The organism is Noviherbaspirillum pedocola (genome assembly GCF_016632335.1).
Classification (GTDB): Bacteria; Pseudomonadota; Gammaproteobacteria; order Burkholderiales; family Burkholderiaceae_D; genus Noviherbaspirillum_A; species Noviherbaspirillum_A pedocola.
On the sequence record NZ_JAEPBG010000005.1, the window covers coordinates 102,499 to 129,079 of the forward strand.

Genomic DNA, 26,581 nt, shown 5'->3' on the forward strand with positions numbered 1-26,581 from the left:
CATCAAATTTGCGACAGGGTGGCGCAAATCGCCGACGAAAGGCAGTAATGATTTCCTACAAGACATTGCGCCGTTTTCCGATGCCGCGACTACGCGGCGAGCATTAGGCTGACGATATACAAAAGGAGAAACATCATGACGAAATATGTTGTCGGTCTGTATGCCGTGGTGCCGACCACGATTTCGGCGGTTTCCGTGTATGTGCTGTGCGCATCGGACTTCTTCCAGCGCGCATTCGCGGTGCTGCCGTAAGACGATTGCAGCAATCCCGCTTTCAACGTGCCGGCCACTTCCATGCCGGGCGGTCGAGCGGATGCAGGCCATCGATGCAGGTAGCGCCGTACTGTTTTTCCAGCAGCAGCGTGCGGCAGTCGCTTTCCCGCTCAATCGCGGCGATCAGCCGGGTTGCATGCGTGACGACCACCAGCTGCGACATCGTAGAGGCACGCACGATCAGGCGCGCAAGCGCAGGAAGCAGGTCCGCGTGCAGACTCGATTCAGGTTCATTCAACACCAGAAATTCCGGCGGCCGCGGCGAGAGCAGGGCGGCAATCCACAGCAGATAGCGCAGCGTGCCATCGGATAATTCGGCCGCGCGCAGCCCCCGCAGCAGTCCCGGCTGATGCATGACGATGCCGCAGCCGTTTCCCATCGCTTCCACTTTTACCCTTGATCCCGGAAAGGCGTCGTCCACGGCGGCCTGTAAAGCATCGCGATCGCCGATTTCCCATATCGTTTGCCAGGCTGCGGCGAGATCAGCGCCATCGTCAGCCAGCGCCATAGTGCGCGTGCCGATCTGCGTTCGTCGCGCTGGCGCGTCCGCATCGGTGCGGAAATGATCGTAGAAACGCCAGGAGCGCATTCTTTCCCTCAGCAGCAGGATCTCCGGCGCATTGCGTGGATCGGCACAGCCGAGGAGCATGCTGTCGTACGCAGGCAAATGCTGATTCAACACCAGCCAGCCATTCTTGCCGTCGCGTGCTCGTGCCAGCGGGCCCTGGCGCTCAGCGAGAAGGGCGGCGGGACGCAGGAAAGGGCCGTGCCAGATGCATTCGCGCTTGATGACCGGATCGCCATCGAAGAAGGAATTGCCGGGTTGAGGCCGGCCGAGATCGATGCAATAGCCGATGTCTTCCGCTGCGAAACCCAGCTTCAGGTTGACCGGCTCGCTACGCCGGCTTGGCGCTTCGCGTAAATCCGCTGGACGTTCCGGCCCAGCCCAAAGGGTAGAGGCGAAACCGCCTTCGCGCGCCAGGGCAGCGATGGCGCCACCCTGCGCGACCTCGGTCAGAAGACGCAGTGCGCGGTAAACACTTGATTTTCCACTGCCATTTGCGCCCGTGACGAGAGTGAGGGAGCCGAGCGGAATGATGAGCTCACGTAGCGAACGGTAATTGGCAATGGCAAGAGTCGTGATCATGGCAAGTGCATGCGTAAGCTGGTCTGACGGGATGGGAAAAGCCCGTTTAAGTAAGGCCATTCAAAGTAAGGGTTCAAATTCCTGCCTGTTTGCAAATGCAAAACGCAACTATCCAACTCGCGAAACACATCCGAAAACACAAAAACCAAACACGACAGAGCAGGGGGCGGATAAATGATTACGGGAATCGGCTGATGCACTCAAGGAATACGCTGAGTTGGCGGCTTTTTCATGAGCGAACCCATCATGTCTCTACTGGAGAGCAGGAAAGGCGAGCTTTGAAAATCCGTAAGGCCGACGTTATGGACGTCCCGGCGATGACCACACTGGTGGCGTATCTCGGTTACCTGAATACGGAAGAAGCGCTTCGGTCACGCTATGACGCAATTCTTGCATCGGGAGGGAAAGTACTGGTGGCCCAAACCAATAGGACATTGCTGGGACTGGCAGCACTGGATTGCACACGGCACTCGCACCGACCACCCGATGGAAGGCTGACCGCGCTGGTTGTCGCCGCGGAGTACCGTCACGCAGGCATAGACAAGCGCTTGCTGGAAGCGGCGGAGGCCGTCTTTCTTGTATGGGGTCGCACCCGGGTGGAACTCAGCAGCGCCGGTGGCCGGGCGGATGCCCATCGATTTTGTCTGCGCGAAGGCTATGTCGAAACACCGAAGCGATTACTGAAGTCTCTCGGTGATGCGATTCCTGGGGTTTGAAATGACTTCAGTTTCCTGCGTTTCGAAGAATGGAAGCTGAGCCTTCATTGGCTGAAAAACTTAATCTGCCTTTCATGTCCCACGGCTACCGCAACTGAGTGCCAAGCGTTCGGCATGATCGGCTGGCGCTGCTTCGCAAGCCAAAGTCGCGGTTCGCGTGCCGACGCCGAGCCTCGCCGATCCGACATCGAAAGCGGTGAAACCAGAGCAAGGTCAGAATGCGGCTCGGTGCGATATCCATAGTTTTTTGCTGCGGATGACAGTTGGCGATAAAGGCATCTCCACCAAACAGGGGTGAGATCGCCTGCGGCAGCGGTAGCCGGCAATTCGTCGCTTCAAAGCCCAGGAAGTGGTTGAGTATCACACCTTCCAGCCTTTATTTAACATAATGCGGATTATGTGCTTTTTGCATGCATGATGGGAGGTTCCGTTTCCCATCTGCGCTCACCGTATCTCGTCAAGCCTCAGGCGTTTTCACTTGCTGATACGTTCCCGCATTTCTCCATGCTCGGCTTTTATGACTGCGACGTACCTGCCATCGCATGGTCCAGATCCGGCCTGCGCCATGGATCGACATGCGTCATCAAATCCAGAACCCGATGCCGCTGCAGCACCCGCTGCCTCGCGGCGACGGCAATGTCATGGCCAGCTTCCACGCTCAGCGTGCCATCGACTTCGATATGCGCATCGACGACGATCAGGTCGCCCATTTTCCTGGTGCGCACATCATGCACGCCCGAGACGCCCGGCGTTTCCATCAGCGTGCGGCGGATTGCCTGCACTTCGGCTTCGTCGGCAGAACGATCCATCAGATCGTGCAGCGCTTCCCAGCCGAATTCCCAGCCCATTTTCCCGATCAACAGAGCGACAATCAGCGCCGCGATCGGGTCCAAAACCGGATAGCCGAAAAGATTACCGACGATGCCCAGCGCTACCACCAGCGAGGATGCGGCATCCGAACGCGCATGCCAGGCATTCGCGACGAGCATGCTCGATTTGACCCGCTTGGCCGCGGCCAGCATGTAGCGAAACAGGCATTCCTTGGCCACAAGCGCCACGCACGCCACCCACAGCGCGCTGGCCTGCACCTGCGGAATGTTTTCCGGCGCCTTCAATTTCCCCAGCGCCGACCACAGCATGCCGATGGCCACGGCGAGCAGGATCATGCCTAGCCCCATCGATGCCGCGGTTTCGAAGCGCTGATGGCCATAAGGATGGTCGTCATCGGCTTCCTTGCGGCTGTGATGATTGGCAAACAGGACAATGAAATCGGAAACCAGGTCAGACAGCGAATGCACGCCGTCGGCAATCAACGCCTGAGACCGGGACAACGTGCCAATGACGATTTGCAGCGCGCTGAGCAGCACATTTACGGCAACACTGACCCAGGTGCTGCGCGACGCGGCCCGGGCGCGCTCGTTTTGGATTTGCTGGTTATCTTCGGAATCTTCGGGAAACGGGTCGTATTGCATCGGCGCTGGCGGGACGAAAAATCGGCAGCGCGGAGCTTATCACGTCGCTTTGCACGCCACATTCCGACCTTGACGGGATGGCAAGGTCAGGGACGATGCCACCCGAGTTGAAGCCTGCCAAATCAGTGACGCGGCTGCGCGCTGCGCCGATTGCGCCGGCGAGCCGCATCCAGGTAATACTCGGTCGAGCGAGTACGCTCCAGTCCGAGCAATTCACTCACCTGCTCCACCGATCCGGTCTCCAGCTCTCTGACCGCGAAGGTATTGCGCAGCGTGCGGCCACCGGAACGTGGCATTTCCAGACCTGCGCGTTCGAAAGTCTTTCTCACTTGCCGATAAACAGTTGCCTTATCCAGCGGTTTGCCGCCAGCAAGTGAAGCCGGGAACAATAACTGGCCCAGAATTTCCAGCTTGCCGCGCTCTTCCACCCAGTTCATTACTTCACGTGCTGCGAAGGGACGCAGCAGCGTCTGGTGTTCCCGTGTCGTGCTGTGCGCGGATTCCGGACGCACTGTGACGACTACCGAACCATCCGCCGCAACGCTGCCGATATCCCGGATCTTCAGATGCATTGCTTCGGCCACGGTGAGCCCGGCGCCGAGCATCAGCGCCTGCATCGCGCGATCGCGCCGCCGTTTCCAGCCAGCCGCAGTCGGGTTCGCCACCGGTAGCGCGGCCATGAACGATTCGAGCTGCGCATCGTCCATCACCACCATGTCGAGGTCACGCCCCGAGCCGCCACTGGTGCGCAGCATCTGGAAAGCGCTGCTCTGGGCCGGGTTTGGAGAAATATCGAGGTGTTCGAACACCCTTTCGAGCATGCGCACATAGCGCACCCGAATCGTGCTTTTCAAATGTTCGACGACACCATTTTCGTCTGCATGCCTGGCATTGAGGAATTCGAGAATATCGGCATCGGAAATCGCCACCAAGGTTTTTCCGCGCTCGGCCATCCAGCGCACGAATTTTCCAAACATCAATGTATAGATGTGAATGGTGGCGGGCCGTAATGGCGCCGGCTTTTTTCCTGGTTGCTGGTAGGTCGCGGACCGTCTGCCCAATTCCACGAATTCCGTCGATGCAATAAAGCTTTTGAACGGCGTCATTGGATCGGAAGACCAGAAATGCTTGGTATCGAATAGGGAATTTTTCATCACTTAACTCGAATGATTCGAATCGGGAGTGGAAATAATTTAGGAAATTTTTTTAAAACACAGCTACCACGATTATATGAATAAACGGTTAAATAGTCTAATAATATTGATGAGATTAGCGCCCTATCCTATTGTTTTATATCAATAAGGATAGGAAATTTAAATACCGGGTAACTGGATAATTTCGAGTCCGAGAATTGGAATTCCGATCTCGATTTTCATGTCTGGCTGCTGTGGAATCGCTTTGATTTTCCAATTTAATTTGGAGGTCATTCTTCGGGCGTGGCCCTTTGTCCTGGCTGCAGGGGTTTTGTTTTTGGTTGTTTGTGCCTGCCTGTTTGATAGTTGCATTTTTCAGTTCTGACGGGAAACGGCGACCTGAGAAAAAGGGAAGGTTTCATCCGGATCGCGTACGAAAAAAAAGCGGCGCACTGCGCCGCTTTCGATCAAAAATGCGAGAACCGCTTTTCAGGCCGCTTGCGCCACCTTCCCGGCGATATAGGCCAATGCCTCATCAACCTGGTCCACGAGAATCAGGCACAAGTCACCCTCGCCCACATTCTCGAGCGCCGTATCGATAGCAACGAACTCGCCCCGGATTTCCCTGATTTCGCTGGTGCGCTTTGCGCCCTGCAAGCCCTCGCGCAGCAAGGCGATCACTTCGCCATCCTCGCGCCCGCGCTGGCATTGGTCCTGATAGAGCAGGACTTCGTCGAAGACTTCGCCGAGTATCCGCGTCTGCTGACGGATATCCTCATCGCGCCTGTCCCCTGCCCCACTGATCACGACCGAGCGGCGCCGCGCTGGCATCGTGTTGACCGCCCCAACCAGCGCCAGCATCGCGTCCGGGTTATGGCCGTAATCGGCGATCAGCGTCGCACCGCGGTAATTGAACAGATTGAAGCGGCCCGGCGCGTTGTCGGTGTCATTGGCAAAGCTGCGCAAACCCTCGCGGATCGCTGCCCAATCCGTATTGGCTGCCCAGGCTGCGGCCACGGAAGCCATCACGTTCTCGACCTGGAAGCCGATGGCGCCATTGCGGGTGATCGGCACCTGCGACAAGGCAAAGCGGTATTCGAACGAGCCTTGCGCAGCAACCAGCTCATTGTTGTCGATGAAAACCACCCGCTGACCCTGCGCACGATGCGAGGTCATCAGCGGATTGTGCCGGTCGGCGGCGAAGAAGATCACCTCGCCCGGGCAATTGGCCGCCATTGCCGCGACGATCGGGTCGGCGGCATTGAGCACTGCGTAGCCGCTGTCGGCCACGTTCTGCACGATGACCCGCTTCAACACCGCCAGGTCTTCGAGCGTGGTGATGTAGTTCAGGCCGAGATGATCGCCGGTGCCGATATTGGTTACGACCGCGACCTGGCAGCGGTCGAAAGCCAGGCCTTCGCGCAGCACGCCGCCGCGCGCGGTTTCGAATACCGCGGCATCGACGTCCGGATGCAGCAACACATTGCGAGCGCTCTTCGGACCGCTGCAGTCGCCACTGTCGATACGCCTACCTTCGATGTACACGCCATCGGTGTTGGTCATGCCCACGCGCAGCCCGGATTGGGTCAGCAGATGCGCGATCAGGCGCACCGTGGTGGTCTTGCCATTGGTGCCAGTGACGGCAATAACGGGGATGCGACCATCGTCGCCATGCGCGAACATGTCCTCGATGATCGCTTCACCGACCGGGCGCGCCTTGCCATAGGAAGGCGCCAGGTGCATGCGCAGGCCGGGCGCGGCATTGACCTCGACGATGCCACCGTCCTGCTCTTCGAGCGGACGCAGCACGCTGTCGCACACCATATCGACGCCGCAGATATCCAGGCCAACCATCTGCGCGGCTTCAATCGCACTCGCGGCGACGGCCGGATGCACATCATCGGTCACATCGGTCGCGGTGCCGCCGGTGGAGAGATTGGCGTTGTTGCGCAACATGACCCGCTCGCCGCGCGCCGGTACCGAGTCGGCGCTGTAACCCTGCGCAGCCAGACGGGCCAAGGCGATGTCGTCGAAGCGAATCTTGGTCAGCGAAGTCGAATGGCCGCTACCGCGGCGCGGATCGGCATTGACCGCATCAACCAGTTCCTTGACCGTGTGCACGCCGTCGCCGACCACTTGCGGCGGATCACGCCGCGCCGCCGCTACCAGTTTTCTACCCACCACCAGCAGGCGGAAATCATTGCCGGACAAGAACTGTTCGATGATGACTTCATCGCCATATTCCTGCGCGACGGCGATCGCCTTTTCCAGTCCTTCGCGGGTGTCGATATTGACGGTCACGCCCTTGCCCTGATTGCCGTCGCGGGGCTTGACCACGACCGGCAATCCAACCTGCAACGCCGCATCCCAGCCGCTGACCACGTCCGCGACGATGCGCCCACGCGGCACCGGCACGCCGGCCGCGGCCAGCAGCTTCTTGGTCAATTCCTTGTCCTGGGCGATCGATTCGGCAATCGCGCTGGTCCGGTCCATTTCCGCGGCCTGGATACGGCGTTGCCGGCTGCCCCAGCCGAACATCACCATGCTGCCGCCGGTGAGGCGACGGTAAGGAATGTTGCGGGCGACAGCAGCATCGACAATCGAACCGGTGCTCGGGCCGAGTCGCACATCCTCATCGAGTTCGCGCAGTCGCGCCAGTGCGCCGTCGAGATCGAAGGTGCGATCTTCGCGCGCCGCCGCGATCAATTCCTGCGCCAGATCCAGCGCCAGGCGGCCGACTTCCTCTTCGCTGTATTCGACCACTACCTGGAACACGCCGGCTTCCAACGTCGGCGTCACGCGGCTGAAGGTAACCGGGCAGCCGGCCTGCGCTTGTAGACCCAGCGCCGCGGCTTCGAGCACATGGGCGACGCCGACATGGCTGCGGCCGCCACTGGCATGCAGCATGCCCAGCCCGGGAAAACGCGCGCGCACGCGGGTTTCGAAACCGGGCATTGCGTCGATGGCGCACTCGGCCGGTTCGCAATGCACCACCGCTTCAATCGAAGTGTGGTGGCTCCAGAGGTTCGGACCGCGCAAGGCGCGGATGCGGGAAACTTCCATAAACGTCCTGTCTGATAGGGGTACGCGATGCGTCTGAGTGTGAAGCTGAAACACGCGGCATCAATGCCGCAGCGCGGCCACCGCGCTCTGCGCGGCAAAAGTGCGCATGCCAGCGCAAATCAATTCCGGGGAAACATTCAGCGCCCAGGCTGCGGCCACCGCCGCCAGCACGCTGTGCGGCGCCAGGTCGCCTGCTGCATTGACCGAGCACGGCAACACGGCGGTTTCCATGCTGCCGTGGGCAAGCACGATATCGTCGCCGCGGCAAAACACGGTGCGACCACCATCGTCGCGGTGTGCGGCAATCGCACCTAAGCTTTCCGACAGTGCGTAAAAGATGACATCGCCGTCGCACAGCTCAGCCATTTCCACCGCCTGGTGATCTTCGGCATTCAGCACCGCATAGCCGTCCGGCAGCACGACGTCGACCTGGGTGCGGATCACATTGAACATCTGCTCCGGAGTCCGGATATCGAAGTCCGCGAGGGCTTCGTAGCCAGCCACATCGGTGACGATGCCGACGCTGCAGCGGTCGTAGGACAGGCCTTCGGCCAGCAACTGGCGTGCGCCGTTTTCGATAATCGCTGCCTGCACCGACCGGTTGATCAGCAGGCTTTGTCCGGCTTCCCAGTTGTCCGAAGGCTCGGCGCGCACGCGGCGCTGATTCAGGTAGAGACCTTCGGCACAGGCCAGGCCGACGTGACGGCCCGCAACGCAAAGGATTTTGTCGATCAGTTGTGCAATACGTGTGGTATCGCGCGTACCCGTGATGCCGACGACCGGTATGCGGCCGTCTTCATCTTCAGCGAACAAATGACTGACGATCTCGGTGCCGACCGGGCGTGGCTGGCCGCTCGCCGGCTTGGTGTGCGCCAGCAAGCCTGGGCCGGCATTGACTTCGATAATCGCGCCGCGCTGTTCGGTAAGTGGCCGAGAAATATCATCGACCACCAGGTCGACGCCGGCGATATCCAGACCGACGACACGCGCGGCCAGGCACACGAGGGTTGCGGTATCCGGGTGCACTCGATCGGTCACGTCGAAAGCAACATTGCCGTTGCGCTGCAACTGAATTTTCTGGCCGGCTGCCGGCACGCTGTCGCCGGTGTAGCCCTGGCGCGCAAGCTGCAGCACCAGCTCATCGCTTTCTTCGAGCAGCATCGGCTCCAGCGGGAATTCCTCGTCCATGCCGCGGCGCGGGTCGGTGTTGATTTGGCTGTCAATCAGTTGAGCGATCGTCGATTTGCCGTCGCCAGTAACGGTCGCCGTTTCGCCGGCGGCAGCGGCCACCATTTTCTTCCCTACCACCAGCAAACGATGTTCGATGCCGGAAATCGATTGCTCGACGATGACGCCGCTGCCCTCGCGCTCAGCCAGCGCATAGGCTTCGATCACCTGTTCGCGGCTGACCAGGTCGAGCGACACACCGCGTCCATGGTTACCGTCATAGGGTTTGACCGCGACCGGCAGGCCGATATCCTGCGCCGCTTCCCAGGCTTCTTCGGGGCTGTCTACCAGCTGACCTTCGGGCACCGGCACGCCGCAGCTCTTGAGCAGCGACTTGGTCAGATCCTTGTCGCGCGAGATGCCTTCGGCAATGGCGCTGGTGCGATCGGTTTCCGCGGTCCAGATGCGGCGCTGGCGCGCACCGTAGCCGAGCTGAACCAGGTTGCCGTCGGTAAGGCGGATGGCCGGGATACGGCGATCGGTCGCGGCATCGACGATATGTGCAGTGCTGGGACCCAGGCAAATGCGATCGACCATATCCCGCAGCGGCGCCAATGCGGCCTGTACATCGAAGGGACGATCCTCGATCGCCGCCATCAGCAGATCGCGCGCCGTTTGCAGCGCGGCGCGGCCCACCTCTTCCTGACGGGTGCGGAATGCGACCTTGTACACGCCGCGTTCCGAGGTTTCACGCGCCTTGCCGAAGCCAACCGGCATGCCGGCCAGGCTCTGCAATTCCAGCGTGATGTGTTCAAGGATGTGCGCCGACCAAGTGCCGGTGCGCAGACGTTCGAGAAAACCGCCGCGTTCACCAATGCCGCAGCGATGTTCGATCAGGGTGGGGAGCCAGGCGGTAAGACGTTCGTACAAGCCTGGAATGGTGTTCGAGGGGAAGTCTTCCAGCGCGCCGATATCGACCCAAGCTTCGATTACCGGCCGATATGTCCAGATATTTGGACCGCGCAGGTAGTTTACCTTCTGTATTGCAATGTCTTTCTTCTTCATCATCTCTGTTCTGTATCGGGCATCGCCCGTGGGCCACCGTTCCTCCACGGCGACATGGCCGGAAATCCGCTCTGCAGACTCCCTGCACCATGTTTCGCTCCGGCATCCTCAGTGCAATCATCGACGCATCGGGTATACTTCGCACCCTTATTGCCCCGGCCTTGGCCGGACCCGGCAGCGCAAGTGCGAGAGAATACCGCAAATATTGCCTCCGGGATATTTACCCCGCCGCGCGCGCTGCCATATTCTGCGGCGACGCTACAAGGCAGGGACAAGGCAAGCCTTCCATACAACTCTGACCAGTCTCAACGGGCAAGTCCCAGGCAAGCAGCGCAATGTCCAACCCACCCAGCACCAGCTCTCACGACGACTTACCGCAAGATTGGCGTGCGGATATCGAATCCCGATTGGCACCGGGAGAGAACGTAGTCACCTGGGTAACGGTTGACCTGAATTCCCGGCTGCATTTCGCCAACGGGCTGGTCATCGTTACCGACCGCCGTATCCTTGCCCGTGCGCCCGACGATAAAGCCTGGCGCGACTGGCCGTTCCGCCCTGGCCTGAGCCTGCAGCATCACGACCATGCCGGCGTCGGCCACCTGGAATTGCTCGACGAAAACGGCCGCCTTGCTTCCTGGCGATTTACGCTAGGCATGAACCTTTTGGCAATGCGTCTGCTCGATCAGTTCCAGGTGCAAATGCAAAGCCATCTCGAAGGCATCACGCCCGAGGTCGACGACGAGGAGCTGTGTCCCAGCTGCAAGGCGCCACTCGAGCCCGATCAGGATGTCTGTCCGGTCTGCACCAAGGTCATCCACACGCCGCCATCGACATGGACGCTGTTCCGCCTGTGGCGCTTCGCCAGGCCGTATCGGATGCAGCTGCTGTCCGGTTTCATCCTGACGCTGCTCGGCACGGCGGCCAGCCTGGTGCCGCCGTATCTGACCATGCCGCTGGTCGACAAGATCCTCATCCCTTACCAGAACGGCCATGCGATCGACACCAGCCTGGTGGCGCTGTACCTCGCCGGCCTGCTCGGCTCCTCGCTGCTGGCCTGGGGCCTGACTTGGGCGAAGACCTATATTTTGGCGCTGGTGTCCGAGCGCATCGGTGCTGATTTGCGCACCAGTACCTATGAACATTTGTTACGGCTGTCACTGGAATATTTCGGCGGCAAGCGCACTGGTGACCTGATGTCGCGCATCGGCAGCGAGAGCGACCGCATTTGCGTGTTTCTTTCGCTGCACCTGCTGGATTTCGCTACCGATGTGCTGATGATCACGATGACGGCAGTCATTCTGTTCTCGATCAATCCGTGGCTGGCGCTGGTCACGCTGGTGCCCTTGCCGCTCATCGCTTACCTGATTCATGTCGTCCGCGACCGCCTGCGCACTGGCTTCGAAAAGATCGACCGGGTCTGGGGCGAAGTCACCAATGTGCTTGCCGACACCATTCCCGGGATCCGCGTGGTGAAAGCCTTCGCCCAGGAACAGCGCGAAACGGCACGCTTTCGCGAAGCGAACCGGCATAACCTTGCGGTGAACGACCGCATCAACCGCATCTGGTCGCTGTTTTCGCCGACGGTATCGCTACTGACCGAAATTGGCCTGCTGGTGGTGTGGGCTTTCGGCATCTGGCAGGTGTCGCGCGGCGAAGTCACCGTCGGCACGCTGACCGCGTTCATCGCCTACATCAGCCGCTTTTATTCGCGCCTGGATTCGATGAGCCGCATCGTCTCGGTGACGCAGAAATCGGCGTCGGCCGCCAAGCGTATCTTCGACATCCTCGACCATGTTTCCGGCGTGCCCGATCCGGCCGAGCCGGTGCCGCTGACGAATGTGCGCGGCGGCATCGAGGTGCGCGACGTTGGTTTCCGCTACGGCAACCGGGCGGTGAACCGCGGCGTGAACCTGACGATCAAGCCAGGCGAAATGATCGGCCTGGTTGGCCACAGCGGTTCGGGCAAGAGCACGCTGGTGAATCTGATCTGCCGCTTCTATGACGTGGCCGAAGGTTCGATCCGGCTCGATGGCGTGGATATCCGTTCGTTTGCGGTCGCCGATTACCGACGCAACATCGGCCTGGTGCTGCAGGAGCCTTTCCTGTTCTTCGGCACCATTGCCGAGAACATCGCCTACGGCAAGCCGGACGCGAGCCGCGAAGAAATCGTCGCCGCCGCGCGCGCCGCGCATGCGCATGAATTCATCCTGCGCCTGCCGCACGGCTATGACTCGGTGGTCGGCGAACGCGGCCAGGGCCTGTCCGGCGGCGAGCGCCAGCGGATTTCGATCGCCCGGGCGCTGCTGATCGATCCGCGCATCTTGATCCTCGATGAAGCAACGTCTTCGGTCGACTCGGAAACCGAGAAGGAAATCCAGAAGGCGCTGGACAATCTCGTGCAGGGCCGCACCACGATCGCGATCGCGCACCGGCTGTCGACGCTGCAGCGCGCGGATCGCCTGGTGGTGATGGATCGCGGCCAGGTCGTGGAACAGGGACCGCACGATGAGCTGATGGCAAAACAGGGCGCGTATTACCGGCTGTACCAGGCGCAGGCGCGCAATGTCGACCGCGACATCGACGACCGGATGGAAAAGGAATGAGCATGGAAAGCCGATTCGAACTCGAGCGCGATGCCTGGGGCAAGCTGGTGCTCACCGACGCGGCGGGCATGCGCCATGTTGGCGTGAGCGCGGTGCGGGCGTTTCCGATCGCCGCGCCCGACCAGGGTATTTCTCTGGTCACGGGTGACGGCAAGGAAGTCGTGTGGCTGGACCGCCTGGACGACTTGCCGGCGCCGCAGCGCGCGCTGGTGGAAGAAGAGTTGCAGAGCCGGGAATTCATGCCCGAAATCCGGGCGATTCGGAGCGTATCGACCTATGCGACGCCGTCGACCTGGCAAGTCGCAACAGACCGCGGCGACACCAGCCTGACGCTGCGCGGCGAAGAGGATATTCGCCGCATTACGCATACGACGCTGCTGATCTCGGACAGCCATGGCATCCATTTCCTGATCCGTGACCTGAGCGCGCTGGACAGGCAGAGCAGGAAGATCCTGGATCGGTTCCTGTAAGGCGACGAATGCAGGAACCCGTAGGGTGGGCGCAGCCCACGCGTTGATCGAACGACCGCGTGGGCTGCGCCCACCCTACACAAAAAACGGCGCTCCGTAGGGCGCCGTTTTCATTGCCGCGCACTGAACGCGCTCGCTGGCTGCGAATCCGCCTCTTAAGACCCCGCCGCGCTCAGGCGCCGTTGCTGCGCGCCCAGGCCGTAATGCCGTTCACATCCATCGCGCCGGCCTGCCGCGCCACTTCCTGCCCGCCGCGAAACAGTGCCAGTGTCGGAATGCTGCGGATGTTATAGCGTGCGGCAATCGCCTGCGCTTCTTCGGTGTTGAGCTTGGCCACGCGCACGCCGGGTTCGAGCCGCTGCGCCGCCTGCGCATAGGCTGGCGCCATCATCCGGCACGGGCCGCACCATGGCGCCCAGAAATCCACCAGCACCGGGATATCGCTGCGCTCGATCTGGCGCTGGAACGCGTCGGCGCTCAATTCCACCGGCTCGCCGGTGAACAGCGGCTTGCCGCATTTGCCGCAGTCGGGATGCATCTGCAGCTTCGCGGCGGGCACGCGGTTGGTGGTTTGGCAATGGGGACAGACGATATGCAGCGCTTCGGACATGACAATCTCCAGAAAAAGGCTTTGCCATTATGATCGCGCGCCGCCGCGCCAGTTCGGCATGGCCCGGGAAATGCTTGGCTTTCGCAATGAACCAGTGAAAAGGAGATGCCATGCCAGCGCAATTGCAAACCAATCCGGGCGATCTGCCACCGGAAGTGCCGAACATCCCGGCACCGCAGCCGGAGATCGAACCGGTGCGCAGCCCTGAACCGGAAGTGACGCCAATTCCCGACGAACCGTCGACACCCGAAGGACCGCAGGGCCCGGAAATCACGCCGGACCCGGGCATTCCAGAAACGCCGCAACCGATGGGCGCGTACTGAGTCGTCCGCAAACGGGCCTTCGGGCCCGGAATTACCGGAAAGTTTTTCAAAGCCCGGCAATTCGAACCAGCCGCATTCACCGCCCCGTTACAATGGCGGCCTTCGCCATTCCGGCGCCTTTCTCCAGAATCCTCCCGGATAGACGCAATGCGGCTGCTGCACACTTCGGACTGGCATCTCGGCCAGACCCTGCATGGTTTTGACCGTTCCGATGAACACCAGGCCTTTCTCGACTGGCTGCTCGACACCCTGGTCGCCGAGCGCATCGATGCGCTGCTGATCGCCGGCGACATCTATGACAATGCCAATCCGTCGGCCGCGTCGCAAAAGCAGCTTTACCGTTTTCTGCGCCGCGCGCGCGCCGCCGCGCCGCATCTGAATATCGTCATCATCGCCGGCAATCACGATTCACCGGGACGTCTGGAAGCGCCGGGTCCGCTCTTGGAAGAGCATGCGGTCACGCTGATCGGCCAGGTCGGCCGCGATGCCTCGGGTGACATCGATGTCGACAGCCTGGTGCGTCCGCTGCTGCGGCGCGATGGCAGCATCGCCGCCTGGTGCCTGGCCGTGCCCTTCCTGCGCCCGGGCGATGTGCCGCGCGTCGAGGACAGCGAGAACCCGTATGCGGCCGGCGTGGCCGAACTGTACCGGCGCGCGCTGGATCGGGCGCTCGCGCGCCGCGCTCCCGGACAGGCGATCGTCGCGCTCGGCCATTGCCACATGGTGGGCGCCGCGCCATCGGCCGACTCGGAGCGACGCATCGTCATCGGCGGCAGCGAGGCCTTGCCGTCGACGCTGTTCGGGCCGGAAATCGCTTATGCCGCGCTCGGCCATCTGCACCTGGCGCAGACCGTCGGCAAGGAAGGCCAGGTGCGCTACAGCGGCAGTCCGCTGCCGATGTCGTTTTCCGAGACGCATTACCCCCATCAGGTGCTGCGCATCGATCTTGACGGCGAAACTGCGCTCAACGTCGCGCCGCTCCTCATTCCGCGCACCGTGGACATGCTGCGCATTCCGCCGCGGCATGCGCCGCTGCCGGAAGCGCTGGCGCTGCTGGCCGAATTGCCCGAGGCATGCGAGGCGCCGGCGCCGTATCTCGAAGTGCGCATCGCGCTGGAACAGCCCGAGCCCGGCTTGCGCGCGCGCATCGAGGCGGCCCTGACCGGCCGCCACGCGCGCCTGGCGCGCATCGATACCGTATTGCCGCGCCGGCGCGAAACCGAATCCGCAGCGATGCCCGAGCAATTGGCGCAATTGCAGCCGGACGATATCTTCCAGCGGCTGTACCGCCAGAAATACGATGCCGACGCGCCGCCGGACCAGATGGCGGCCTTTGCTGAGCTGATGCTTGCTGCCACGGGAGCGGCGCGATGAGGATACTGGCCATACGCGGCGGCAACCTGGCATCGCTGGCCGGCAGCTTCGCGATCGACTTCCGCACCGAGCCGCTCTCCTCCACCGGGCTGTTTGCGATCTGCGGTCCGACCGGCGCCGGCAAGAGCACGCTGCTCGATGCGCTGTGCCTGGCGCTGTATGAAGCCACACCACGACTGTCGCGCGCCGGGGCGCGCGGCATCGCGTTGCCGGACGTGAAGGATGAGACGGTGACGCCGCAGGATGTGCGCAACCTGTTGCGCCGCGGCGCGGCCGAAGGCCATGCGGAGGTCGAATTCATCGGCAACGATGGCGTGGCCTACCGGGCCCGCTGGAGCGTGCGCCGCGCGCGCAACCGGCCCGACGGCCGGCTGCAGGAAAGCGAAATGCGGCTGTGGCGTTTGCCGGAAGAACAGCAGATTGGCGGCAAGAATGTCGAAGTGAAGGCGGAAATCGTGCGCCGGATCGGGCTGAACTTCGACCAGTTCACCCGGGCCGTGCTGCTGGCGCAGAACGAGTTTTCCGCCTTCCTGAAAGCCAATGACAACGAGCGCGGCGAATTGCTGGAAACCCTGACCGGCAGCGGCATCTACGCGGAAATCTCGCGCCTGGCCTTCGAGCGCGCCAAGGAGGAAACCGCCCTGCTCGAGCGCCACGGCGCACGCCTGGCCGATGCGGCGCCGCTTTCCGAGGAGGAGCGGCGCGCGCTGGAGAACGAGGTCAGCGACGTTCGCGCGCAATTGACGCGGCACGAAGCGCGCCATGCGACGCTGCAGCGCCATCTGGGTTGGCTGCGCGAAGCGCATGCGCTCGATGCCGCGCTGAACGAAGCGCGCGAACTGCGCGAGAGCAGGCAGGAAGAGTGCCGCAAGGCGCAGGGGCGGCGTGCGCATCTGGCGGAGGTCGAAGCGGTGCAATCGGCGCGGCCGCTCCTGGAGCAGATCCGCCGCCTTGCGAACGAGAACGCGCGCTGCAGCACTGCCATCGCCACGGCGCGTATGCGCCTGGAAACGGCGCGCGCCGCGGAACTGGTTGCGCAGCAGACCCGCGATCGCGCAACGACGGCATTGCAAGCGGCACAGGCCGAGCATGCGCAGCGCCTGTTGCTGCTCAATGCGGCACGCTCGCTCGATGCACGCATCGACGCGCTGCTGCCCGAACATGCGCAAAGCCGCCGCCACGCCGACGATGCCACCGCCGCCGCCATGGCCGCGCGCGGCGCGCTGGAGCAGAAAGGGTCCGAGCGCACAGCCCTTGGTGCGCAGATGCAGCAACTCGATGCCTGGCTCGCCGCGCATGCCGACGATGCCGCGCTGGCCGCGCAATGGCAGCGCTGCGACATCCTGCTGTCGCAGGCGCAGGAAGCGGCGCAGAAGGCCGCGCACGCGGCGACCGAGGCTTCGAACGCGGTGCGGCGGCAGGAAGACGAGCTCGCCATTGAAGAGCGGCATGCCGCAACCCATGCCGCGGCAGTGCAAACCCTTGAGCAGCGCCGCACGGAACGCGATGCCTGCACCCAGCGTTTGCGTGTGCTCGACGCCGCGAGGCTTGCTGGTGAGCGCGCGCGCCTGGCGCAGGATCAGCAGCAACTGATCGAAGCCGAGCGCCTGTGCCGCACGCTGCACGACACCCAGGTGCGGCGCACTGAAGCGCTGGCCGACATGATGCGGCATGCCGAGACGCTGGCTGCGGCGCAACGCGCATGGCAGACCGCGCAGGCCGAGCAGGCGGGCGTCGCGGCGGCGCTAGCGCAGGCCGAACGCATGCAGCGGCGCGCCGAGCTCGCCAGCAGCGCCAGCGTGCTGCAGCTGCGTGCCGGACTGTCCGATGGCGAAGCCTGTCCGGTGTGCGGCGCGGCCGAACATCCATACCGGCATACCGATCCACAGGCGAAAGCGATGCTGGCCGGGCTGGCCGATGAAGTCGCCACCTGCCGTGAGGCCATGCGCCGCAACACCGAGGCACGGGCGACCCAGCGCGCGCTTGCCGACGCCGCGCTGCTGGCACAGACGCAGGCCGAGGCGCGCATCGCCGAACAGGATGCCGCGCTGACGGACACCGAGCGCGCCTGGCGCGCCCATGCGCTGTTCGGCACCGATCCTGCGCTCTCTGCACCGGCGCATGCATGCGCCTCCTGGCTCACGCAGCGGCAAGGCGACATCGCCCAGCGCATCCGTGAAATCGATGCCGCCGAAGCGGCCTATGCGGCAGCCGCGGTTGAACGCGACGGCGCGCAAACCGCGGTCGACACCGCCGCCGCGCAGGCCGAGTTCTGCCGCGTGGCGCTCGATCGCGCCAGGCAGGCGACTGCGGAGGCGGCGCGCCTCCTGATCGCGGTCCGGGAACGCGAGCGCGATGCGCATGCCCGCGCCGACGCCAGTCTCGACGCGCTCGACACCATGCCGTTGCCGCGCGACTGGCGCACCGCCTGGCATGCCGCGCCCGCAGCTTTCCATGCGCGCTGCCGCGATGCGGTCACTGCCTTCGATGCCCACAGCCGCCAACGCGCCGAGGCGCTTTCGCGCTGCGCCGCGCTGGACGCGGAGTTGCAGGCCCTGTCCGAGCGCAGTGCGAGCACGGCTGCCGAGCGCGATCGCGCCGTCGAGGCGCATGCGGCGCGCGACGCGGCATTGCAGGCGACGCGGCGCGAACGACAGTCACTGTTCGACGGCAGGCCGGCGGCCGAGGTGGAGGCGGAGATGGCGGCGACGCTGAACGCAGCCCGTGGTGCCCTGGACGCCGCCGTTGCCGCCGCGCAGGCCGCGGCCCTGGATGCCCGCGCTTGCACGGAGGCGCATGAGCGCGCTCAGGAGCGCCTGGAAGAACTTGCCGCGCAAACCCGCGAAGGCGATGGACGCATCGCCGAGTGGCTCCACATGCACAACGCGCACCATGCGCGCTGCGCATCCGGCGACCCCGTGCCCTTGCAAGCCGCTGCGCCGCTCGACCTGCAGGCCCTGACCGCACTGCTCGAACACGATGCCGACTGGATCCGGGCCGAGCGCGTATCGCTGGCGGCACTCGATGCGGCGCTGGCCCAGGCGGAGACGGTGCACAGCGAGCGGGAACGGCGTTGTCTTGCGCATCGCCAGGCATGGCAGTCCGACTGGACGGAGCGCACGGACACCGAGGTTGAAGCGGACCTGGAGGCGCTGCGCGGGGAGATCGAAGGGGTCCGTACCCGCCTGAGCACGTTGCAGCTGTCGCAGTCCGAGGACGACAGGCGCCGCTCGGAATCCGCCGACATGCGCGCCCAGCTCGAGCAGCAGCAGGCAATACAGCGCCGCTGGGCGCAGCTTGCCGAGCTGATCGGCTCGGCCGACGGCAAGAAATTCCGCAACTATGCGCAGCAGACCACGCTCGATGTGCTGCTTGCCTATGCGAACCGGCACCTGGCGGATCTGGCGCGGCGCTATCGCCTGGAAAGGGTGCGCGACACGCTGGCGCTGCTGGTGGTCGATGGCGACATGGGCGCGGAGATGCGCTCGGTACATTCGCTGTCCGGCGGCGAAAGCTTCCTGGTGTCGCTGGCGCTGGCGCTCGGGCTGGCGTCGCTGTCTTCGAACGGCGTGCGGGTGGAATCGCTGTTCATCGATGAAGGCTTTGGCAGTCTGGATGCCGACACGCTGCGCGTGGCGATGGATGCGCTGGATGGCTTGCAGGCGATGGGGCGCCGGGTCGGCGTGATTTCGCATGTGCAGGAAATGACCGAACGCATCACCACGCGCATCGTCGTGCGCCGGGTATCCGGCGGCAGCAGCCACGTGAGCGTAGCGCAAGCGTATTGATACCGGCCGGCCCTGCTTCGGCTGCGGGTTCGCTGGAACACGGCAAATTCACGTGGTTGCCGTCGAATACGCTCTAGGCGCTGCGTATGCCCAATTCCCGCGCTGCGCTGACAAAGCCCGGATAAGCAATCAGCGGCGTGGCTTGCGTCATGCGCAGCTTTTCGCCGGCGCGATCGAACAGCACGATGGCGCGCTCGGTATTCAGATGGCGCGACATGTAGACAAAGCCATCGACTCGGTCCGGATGTGCATGTACTGCCTGCGACCAGCGTTGCGGCAATCGATACGAAGCGGTGCCGGACAATCCCGCATGACCGCCGAGGCGCTTCAGGCTGGCGCCGGTGAGGTTGGCCAGGCGCAGCGGCGCGCCGTCGAAGCGCAGCACATGGCGACTGGCGAGGCTGTCCGGATGCACCCGGAACGCGCCGCGCACCGCCACCGCATCGTGCAGCAGGGTTTCGGCCAGCGCGACCAGCAGGCTCTCACCGAAATAGCAGGTGCCGTACACGCGCTCCGGATCATCGAAACGATTGCCGCCGCTGCGGCCGAAATACGGTTCGCCGCTGGCATGACGGGAAATGCGAATCAGGGTGCGCGGTTCGAGATGAATGACGGGAAGCCCGTCGGGCGGCAGGCGCGGCGCGGAAAGCCGCGCCGTGTGTTGTCGCACCGCTCAGCTTTCGGCGAAGGCGGCCGCTGCCGCCAGCACCGCATCGATGCGGCCTTTGGCGAGCGCCTGCAGAGGCGTCTTGCGGCCCAGCGAGCCCTTCGGCGTGGTAAAGAATTCCCACTTCGCGCCACCGGGCAAGCCGCCGAGCGCGCGACACACCTTTTCCAGCACCGCACGATCCAGGCCCGGATCGGCAAAGAACGCGGGATACAGGTAATCGCCCGACGGTCCCAACAGCGCGAAGATGCGTTGCGCGCGCAGCGCCGCGGACAGCGCCTGGCGCGAAATGCCCAGTCTTTCGCGCATTGCCGCCGCGCCAAGCAGCCGTCCCTCGGCCAGATCGCGCTGCCGCAGTCCGCTTTCTTCATCGCGCAACGCAGCGAGGAAAGTCTCGCCATCGCCATCGCCAGCGGCGGCGCCCGCCAGCCCTTCACGCTCGGCCGCGGCTGCCAACGCCGCTCCCATCATCCGGTACAACGCGCGCCGCCGCGGCTTGGGCACCGCCCGCGCCAGCGTCGAATAGGCGCGCAAAAAGGAATCGGCACCGGATTCGGCATTTTCGGCTTCGGTATTGAGGAAGTTGGAAATGGCATCGGCCATCAGTGCGGCCGCGTCACGGCTGTCGGTGGAAGTCGCGCCAGATGGCGTCGAAGTGGATCGGGAAGCATGCAAGGGGGACATGTAGCGGCTCCTGGCGGGGAAGTGCCCAATGTAGGCAACGAAGCCAAGCATGTCAAGCATGACAAACAAGACAAACACATATTCGCGCGCCTGACTCGCTTGCGCGCGGCGTCACTCCGTGAAATGCACCACGCCGCGCTCGATGCGGCAAGCTACCAGCTCCAGTTGGCCACCGAGAATCGGCGCAGCCAGGATGCGGTAAGTGTCGATATCGATAAAGCGCCGCGCCAGCGTGCGCAGCCGGCGCTTCTTGCCCTCGAGCGAGCCTAGGTAGGCCCAGCGGTCCACCACATGCACCTGGCGCATGTCTTCACCATGCTCGACGATGCCAATCGGGCCATCAAAGGGCCACACGGTGGTCTGCATCTGCGCCAGCGCCGCACGCAGGCGCTCGGCATGCGCCTGACCGGTTTCGGTGCCTACGCAGGCGCCGTGGCAGCGGCCGAGCTGATGCGAGAAACACGAGCGTCCGTGGATGCGGCTTTCCAGGCCGAGCAGCGCCGGGCACAAGCCGTGACGGCGCACCAGCGCGCGCAAACCCTCTTCGGCCGCCGCGCGTGAGCCGAACAGGCCATAGATTTCCCGTCCCGGCGCTGCATCGGTCGAGCCGCACACCAGCGGATGCGGATTGCCGTCTTCCAGCGCCAGCGCATGGGTCTCCCGCAGCGTGCGCAGCATGGCATTGAACGGCGGCTGCCACTCCTTGATCAGTTGCGACTCCAGCAACAACGCACCGACTTCGCCAGCGGTGCGCACATGGTCCACGCGCGCAGTCGCCATCAGCATCGCCGCTTCCTCCGGTGTGCGCAGATGCGCCAACACCCGGGCGCGGATGGACACGCTCTTGCCGATGTACAGCGGCGTGCCATTGGCATCGAGGAACAGGTACACGCCCGGCAGACGCGGCAGCGCATCGAGGCTGTCGCGGTCGATATGGTCCGGATACAGGAATGGCAGCGCGGCGCGCGAACGGTGGATATAGCCGACGGAAGTGACTCGGGGACGCATGACGGATTCGGAAGCGGTCGCGGAGGAAAAGGGTTCGCGGACCGATGCGCACTATATCCCGTTGATCGCAACACCAGCAATGACCAAAGAATTAACATTGCTCGCCTTTCCCGGCAAACGACAGCCGAGATGCATGCCGCATCGAATCGATCAACTCGCTGCCGAGCGGAAATGCGATTATCACAACAGAATGATTTCAGGCAATAATAGGCGCTCATAAGTCGATGATCGCCCTTTTAGCCATTTTCTGGAGAAAGAATGAAGCGATTTGTCCTACGCAGCCTGGGAGCCGGGCTGCTGGCCGCATGCGCCGCCTTGCCGGCACATGCCATCGATGGCGCCTCGGTGGAAGTTGGCACCGGCAACGCCTCGCAATTCCTGCGCGGCGGCTTGCAATGGAATTTTTCCCGGCCGCTGTATGAATCGGCCAACCTGCGGCTAGGCGGCTACTGGGACCTGGACCTGGCCGAATGGCGCAGCAACCAGTACATGAACATCCCAGGCCAAACCCAGAACCTGACCGAAGTCGGCTTCACGCCGATGTTCCGACTGCAAATGCCGGGCAGCAAGATTTTCCTGGATGCCGGCATCGGCGCGCACTTGCTCTCGCACCTGTACAACAACAATGGACGGCGCCTGTCCACCGCCCTGGAATTCGGCACCAAGATCGGCCTGGGCTACAACATCACGCCGGCCACCGATGTGGCGCTGATGGTTTCGCACTATTCCAATGGCGCGATCAAGGAACCGAACAACGGTGTGAATTTCGCTTCACTGAAACTGATCCACCGCTTCAAGTAAGCCTTCCGGGAAGCGGGATTCCGCTTCCCTTCCCCACCCATCTTTCCCTGCTCTTTCCCTGCCCTTTCCCTTCAACCTGCGCCGAGATAGGCGAGCTTGAACAGAAAGATCGCCGCGATGATCCAGACAATCAGCTTCACTTCGCGCGCGCGTCCCGACAACAGCTTGAGCACCGCGTAGCTGATGAAGCCGAAAGCCACGCCCTGCGCGATCGAAAACGTGAACGGCATCGTGATCGCTGTGATCGCCGCCGGCACCGATTCGGTGGTGTCGCCCCAATCGACGTGCACCAGGTCCTGCAGCATCAGGCAGGCGACATAAAGCAGCGCCGGCGCGGTGGCATAGGCCGGCACCACGCCGGCAAGCGGCGCGAAGAACAAACAGGCAAGAAACAGCGCAGCCACGGCGATGGCGGTCAGCCCGGTGCGCCCGCCTGCCTGCACGCCAGCAGCGCTTTCGATGTAGGCAGTGGTGCTGGAGGTGCCGAGAAACGAGCCGGCGACGATGGCCGCGCTGTCGGCAAGCAGCGCCTTGTTCAGTCGTTCCATCTTGCCGTTCTTGAGCAGGCCAGCGCGGTTGGCCACGCCCATGAGCGTGCCGGTGGCATCGAACAGTTCAACCAGGAAGAACACCAGCACCACGTTCAGGATGCCGAAGGACAGCATGCCCATGATGTCGAGCTTGAACAGCGTCGGCGTGATCGATGGCGGCATCGACACCAGGCCGCCGAAGGTATTGCCGCCAAAGAAAAACGAGAGGCCGGTCACCAGCAGTATGCCGATCAGGATCGCGCCGCGTACCCGCAGATGGTCCAGCGCCACGATGGCGAAAAAACCGATCACGGCCAGTACGACCTGCGGCTTGTGCAGGTCGCCGATGGTGACCAGCGTGGCCGGATTGCCGGTGACGATGCCGGCGCTCTTCAGGGAAATCAGTCCGAGGAACAGCCCGATGCCCACCGTGATGGCCGTGCGCATCGAGGCCGGAATGCCGTTGACGATCATTTCCCGCACGCGAAACAGGCTCACCACCAGAAACAGGCAGCCCGAGATGAACACCGCGCCCAGCGCCGCCTGCCACGGCAGCTTCATGCCGAGTACCACGGTATAGGCGAAATAGGCATTCAGTCCCATGCCCGGCGCCAGCGCCATCGGATAGTTCGCATACAGGCCCATGATCAGGGTGCCGATCGCCGCGGCCAGACAGGTAGCGACGAAGACCGCGTCCTTCGGCATGCCGGCATCGCCAAGAATGGCCGGATTGACGAACACGATGTAAGCCATGGTGAGGAAGGTCGTCAGGCCGGCGAGCAATTCGGTGCGCACGTCGGTGCCGTTTTCCTTCAGCCTGAAGGTGTTTTCGAGAAATGACACGATGGTCTCCTGATCTGTTTGGTGCGGGCTCTGGATGCGCGGCGCCCGCTTTATCGTTACGGGGCCTTGACGATACTTCAACGGAGACCTTGCCTTATCCGGGAGCGCGAATAATCACTATAGCGAGCGGTTGATAACCGCACGTATGACGGAGAGCCACGGTACTTAGGGACAAATCGCCCCGTGCGCGATCGAACCGCGTGAGGCAAGCGGTCCGCAACAATCGTCGTGAAGCGGCAGGCTTCGAATGACACCTCAAGCGGCGTTGCGCCAGTTCCTTGCGAGCAGTTCGCTCAGGCGTTCCGGGTCGATGGGCTTGGTCAGGTGCTCATCGAAGCCGGCATCCTGCGCCAGCTGACGCTCCTGGTCCGCTTCAGTCACCGCAATCAGCACGCAATGCCGCGTCGCGACGTGGCTGCGCAGGCGCCGCGCCAGCCCGTAGGCGTTGAGCTTCGGCAGCCCGATATCGAGGAATGCGAAATCCGGCAAAAATTCCTTGGCAGCGGCATACGCCTGTTCGTCGTCATGCGCCAGGCGTACCTGCTGCCCCATGCCGAGCAGCATGCCTTCGAGATCGGCACCGTCGTCGCCCCCCTCGGCAAGCAGGATGCGGCGGGAAGCGGGACTCGCCTCCACGGCATCGAACTGCCCTCGCCCCTGCTGCGCCATGGCCAGCGGCAGCGTCACCGCAAAGGTGCTGCCGCATCCGGAGCCGGCGCTCATCGCTTCGAGCCGGCCGTCATGCAATTCAACCAGCCTGCGCGCCAGCGACAGCCCGACGCCCAGCCCGGCATTGGCGCGTTCGAGCGAATAATCGACCTGGGTGAACATCTCGAAGACCCGCGGCAGCATGTCAGGGGAGATGCCGATGCCGTTGTCGATGATCTCCACCCGCGCATGATCGTCCTGGATGCGGGCAATAAGCCGGATGCGGCCGCCGCTGTCGGTGTACTTGGCGGCATTGTTGAGCAAATTGGAAAACACCTGCGAAAGACGCGTCGCATCCGCGTCCAGCCAGGCTGGTTCATCAAGCATCTCGACTTCAAGCGCATGCCCGCGCTGCGCAATGAAGGCTTCGGTCAGCTCGACGGCGCTCTTGAGCACCGCCTGCAATTCCACCCGGCTCTTGCGTACCACCAGCTTGCCGGTGGTAATACGCGACACATCCAGCAGATCGTCCACGAGCCGCACCATCTGGCGCAGTTGCCGCTGCATGACTTCGCGCACCTTCTTCGTGGCTGCATTGCCGCTGTTATCCAGCTGCATGATCTCCAGGCCATTCATCAGCGGCGCGAGCGGATTGCGCAGTTCATGCGCGAGCGTCGCCAGAAATTCATCCTTGCGCTTGTCGGCCTGCAGCAGCGCCGCCTCGGCGCTGCGGCGTTCGGCCATCTCCCGGTGCAGCCGGCGGTTCGATTCCTCCAGCGCCGCGGCGCGCTGGCCCACTTCGTTCAGCATGTCGTTGAAGGCATCGACGAGCACGCCGATTTCATCGCTGGTGGTCTTTTTCACCCGCAGGCTGAAGTCGCGCCGCTGCATCACCTCGCGCGCTACCGCGGTGACTTCCAGCACCGGCCGGATGAAACCGGCCTGCAGCCAGATCGAGATCAGCCCGGCCAGAAGCAGGCTGCCGAGCATGACCGCGCCGAGGATCAGCGCATAGTTGCGCAAGCGCTCCCACAGTTCATAGCGGGCGCGCAGGTACACGGTGAGCACCCGTTCATGATCGGTTGCCAGCACCTGCGACACGACGATATGTTCGCCCTCGATATGCACTCCCTGCGGCAAGGCCGTCGGCGGCGGCGCGCCAGCGCCGTTGCGGGAATACGAGGAAAACAGCGCATCGTCGGCACCATAGATCGCCGCGGTTTCGATTGCCGGCCGGTTGCGCAGGAGCGCCAGGTTCTCCTGCGCCGCCTTGGGATCGTTGAAGGTCACGGCAGGAGCACTATTGCGGGCGATCAGGTCGGCCTGGGTGCGCAAGTCGTCGACCCAGGCTGTTTGATAGTTGCGTATGTCGTAACCGAGGATGGCCAGCGTCGACAACAGCAAGCCGGTGAAAGTGGTGGCCAGCACCACCAGCATCAGCTTGCGCGAAATCGAATGGCGGATGGCGCGGATCACGGCACCTCCCGGCGCAGGCGCGCCACGCTGAGCATGCGCGAACTGAATCGATAGTCGGCTCGCTTGAGCGCCGGCATTGATACTTCGAAGCGCAGCCTTGCGCCGATGTCGCGGAAATTGATGGCGCTGCCCAGAGCCAGGCCGTTGTCGCCGTCGGTAACCGTCACAGTCCAGCGCTCGCTGACGCCAGCCAGGATGGCGGCAAGCCTCTCGCTCGGCGTCGGGCCGATGTATAGCAAGTGCACGCCATCCGGCTTGTCACCCTCGTGCAGCGCGCGCACTTCCACTGGCCGCGACGCCACGGTGCGCCCGGTAGCCGACAGCAGCAGCTCGGCCAGCACCGCCTCGTTATTGATCACGCCGATCACATACGGCTCGTCGGCGAGCGCGAAGGCCGCCGACGGCCATTCGATATATCCCAGGAAGCTCAACAGAAACGCCGCGCGGCCCGCGGCATCGCCGACCGGTGCGCTTTCGGTTTCGTCGGCGCGGCAAGCGGCGGCAAGGACCAGGGAGAGAAACAGGAAAACGGTGAGCCAGCGCACGAGACGCAAGGCGCAGCACCGGCGGGCCGGAATGGGAATGGCGCAAATCTCATCGCCAGTCACGCTGCGTTCCTCGCGCTTTGCTGCCCGATCACGGGCATGAAACCCGCGAGCACGCATCCAGCCGCAGGATTTGCAGCGTTCCTGCATGATTGTTGCGCAGCGCGCGTTTTGC

The 26,581-nt window shown here is 63.3% G+C and carries 18 protein-coding genes and 1 pseudogene; 7 read left to right on the plus strand and 12 right to left on the minus strand.

The features are described 5' to 3' along the window. Positions 1 to 274: 274 nt before the first annotated feature. Positions 275 to 1,420, minus strand: a complete 1,146-nt coding sequence (locus tag JJB74_RS13575; RefSeq protein WP_200592425.1) for an AAA family ATPase — start codon at positions 1,418 to 1,420, stop codon at positions 275 to 277. A gap of 278 nt (positions 1,421 to 1,698) precedes the next feature. Here JJB74_RS13575 and JJB74_RS13580 point away from each other — a divergent pair, with 278 nt between their 5' ends. Then, the gene (locus JJB74_RS13580) at positions 1,699 to 2,136 is read left to right on the plus strand and encodes a GNAT family N-acetyltransferase (protein ID WP_200592426.1); all 438 of its coding nucleotides are present in this window, start codon (positions 1,699 to 1,701) and stop codon (positions 2,134 to 2,136) included. A 515-nt stretch (positions 2,137 to 2,651) separates the two neighbouring features. On the opposite strand, the gene JJB74_RS13585 is transcribed toward JJB74_RS13580, so the two are convergent. The 4 genes from JJB74_RS13585 to JJB74_RS13600 all read right to left on the minus strand — a co-directional run bounded on the left by JJB74_RS13585 (position 2,652) and on the right by JJB74_RS13600 (position 10,036). Beyond that, positions 2,652 to 3,608, minus strand: coding sequence for a cation diffusion facilitator family transporter (locus JJB74_RS13585; protein ID WP_200592427.1), 957 nt, complete (start codon positions 3,606 to 3,608; stop codon positions 2,652 to 2,654). Between the two features lie 122 nt (positions 3,609 to 3,730). Next, positions 3,731 to 4,762, minus strand: a complete 1,032-nt coding sequence (locus JJB74_RS13590) for a tyrosine-type recombinase/integrase (RefSeq protein ID WP_200592428.1) — start codon at positions 4,760 to 4,762, stop codon at positions 3,731 to 3,733. Between the two features lie 468 nt (positions 4,763 to 5,230). Then, positions 5,231 to 7,804 carry a cyanophycin synthetase gene (gene cphA, locus JJB74_RS13595; protein WP_200592429.1) on the minus strand — a complete coding sequence of 858 codons (2,574 nt, stop codon included), beginning with the start codon at positions 7,802 to 7,804 and terminating at the stop codon, positions 5,231 to 5,233. Between the two features lie 60 nt (positions 7,805 to 7,864). Beyond that, on the minus strand, positions 7,865 to 10,036 hold the full coding sequence (locus JJB74_RS13600; RefSeq protein ID WP_200592685.1) for a cyanophycin synthetase: 2,172 nt from the start codon (positions 10,034 to 10,036) through the stop codon (positions 7,865 to 7,867). A gap of 335 nt (positions 10,037 to 10,371) precedes the next feature. Here JJB74_RS13600 and JJB74_RS13605 point away from each other — a divergent pair, with 335 nt between their 5' ends. Together JJB74_RS13605 and JJB74_RS13610 are read left to right on the plus strand one after the other, a co-directional pair. Then, on the plus strand, positions 10,372 to 12,639 hold the full coding sequence (locus tag JJB74_RS13605) for a cyanophycin metabolism-associated ABC transporter (protein WP_200592430.1): 2,268 nt from the start codon (positions 10,372 to 10,374) through the stop codon (positions 12,637 to 12,639). 2 nt (positions 12,640 to 12,641) lie between these two features. Continuing rightward, a complete protein-coding gene (locus JJB74_RS13610; protein ID WP_200592431.1) occupies positions 12,642 to 13,109 on the plus strand; it encodes a cyanophycin metabolism-associated DUF1854 family protein in 468 nt (155 codons plus the stop codon). Positions 13,110 to 13,281: 172 nt separating this feature from the next. Here the strand turns inward: JJB74_RS13610 and trxC are convergent, their stop codons facing one another. Further along, positions 13,282 to 13,719, minus strand: a complete 438-nt coding sequence (gene trxC / locus JJB74_RS13615) for a thioredoxin TrxC (protein ID WP_200592432.1) — start codon at positions 13,717 to 13,719, stop codon at positions 13,282 to 13,284. Positions 13,720 to 13,829: 110 nt separating this feature from the next. Here trxC and JJB74_RS13620 point away from each other — a divergent pair, with 110 nt between their 5' ends. From JJB74_RS13620 to JJB74_RS13630, 3 genes are all read left to right on the plus strand, one after another. Beyond that, positions 13,830 to 14,042, plus strand: a complete 213-nt coding sequence (locus JJB74_RS13620) for a hypothetical protein (RefSeq protein ID WP_200592433.1) — start codon at positions 13,830 to 13,832, stop codon at positions 14,040 to 14,042. A gap of 147 nt (positions 14,043 to 14,189) precedes the next feature. Beyond that, entirely contained in the window at positions 14,190 to 15,416 is a 1,227-nt protein-coding gene (locus JJB74_RS13625) for an exonuclease SbcCD subunit D C-terminal domain-containing protein (protein WP_200592434.1), read from the plus strand. Beyond that, a complete protein-coding gene (locus JJB74_RS13630) occupies positions 15,413 to 19,204 on the plus strand; it encodes an AAA family ATPase (protein ID WP_200592435.1) in 3,792 nt (1,263 codons plus the stop codon). Before JJB74_RS13625 ends, JJB74_RS13630 begins: the two co-directional genes overlap by 4 nt. 73 nt (positions 19,205 to 19,277) lie before the next feature. Here JJB74_RS13630 and JJB74_RS13635 read toward each other — a convergent pair. The 3 genes and pseudogenes from JJB74_RS13635 to JJB74_RS13645 all read right to left on the minus strand — a co-directional run. Next, positions 19,278 to 19,757, minus strand: a pseudogene (locus JJB74_RS13635) (RES family NAD+ phosphorylase); the annotation flags it as partial. Between the two features lie 120 nt (positions 19,758 to 19,877). Then, complete coding sequence (locus tag JJB74_RS13640; RefSeq protein WP_200592436.1) at positions 19,878 to 20,555, minus strand: hypothetical protein; 678 nt, start codon at positions 20,553 to 20,555, stop codon at positions 19,878 to 19,880. Between the two features lie 111 nt (positions 20,556 to 20,666). After that, complete coding sequence (locus JJB74_RS13645) at positions 20,667 to 21,563, minus strand: endonuclease (RefSeq protein ID WP_200592437.1); 897 nt, start codon at positions 21,561 to 21,563, stop codon at positions 20,667 to 20,669. A 258-nt stretch (positions 21,564 to 21,821) separates the two neighbouring features. Between JJB74_RS13645 and JJB74_RS13650 the strand changes: the two genes are divergently transcribed. Next, on the plus strand, positions 21,822 to 22,364 hold the full coding sequence (locus JJB74_RS13650; protein WP_200592438.1) for an acyloxyacyl hydrolase: 543 nt from the start codon (positions 21,822 to 21,824) through the stop codon (positions 22,362 to 22,364). A gap of 71 nt (positions 22,365 to 22,435) precedes the next feature. Here the strand turns inward: JJB74_RS13650 and JJB74_RS13655 are convergent, their stop codons facing one another. The 3 genes from JJB74_RS13655 to JJB74_RS13665 form a co-directional block, all read right to left on the minus strand. Further along, on the minus strand, positions 22,436 to 23,737 hold the full coding sequence (locus tag JJB74_RS13655; RefSeq protein WP_200592439.1) for an NCS2 family permease: 1,302 nt from the start codon (positions 23,735 to 23,737) through the stop codon (positions 22,436 to 22,438). 255 nt (positions 23,738 to 23,992) lie between these two features. Continuing rightward, a complete protein-coding gene (locus JJB74_RS13660; protein ID WP_200592440.1) occupies positions 23,993 to 25,861 on the minus strand; it encodes an ATP-binding protein in 1,869 nt (622 codons plus the stop codon). Beyond that, positions 25,858 to 26,469 (minus strand): YfiR family protein, encoded by a 612-nt coding sequence (locus tag JJB74_RS13665; protein ID WP_200592441.1) that lies wholly within the window; start codon positions 26,467 to 26,469, stop codon positions 25,858 to 25,860. Before JJB74_RS13665 ends, JJB74_RS13660 begins: the two co-directional genes overlap by 4 nt. Positions 26,470 to 26,581: the final 112 nt, after the last annotated feature.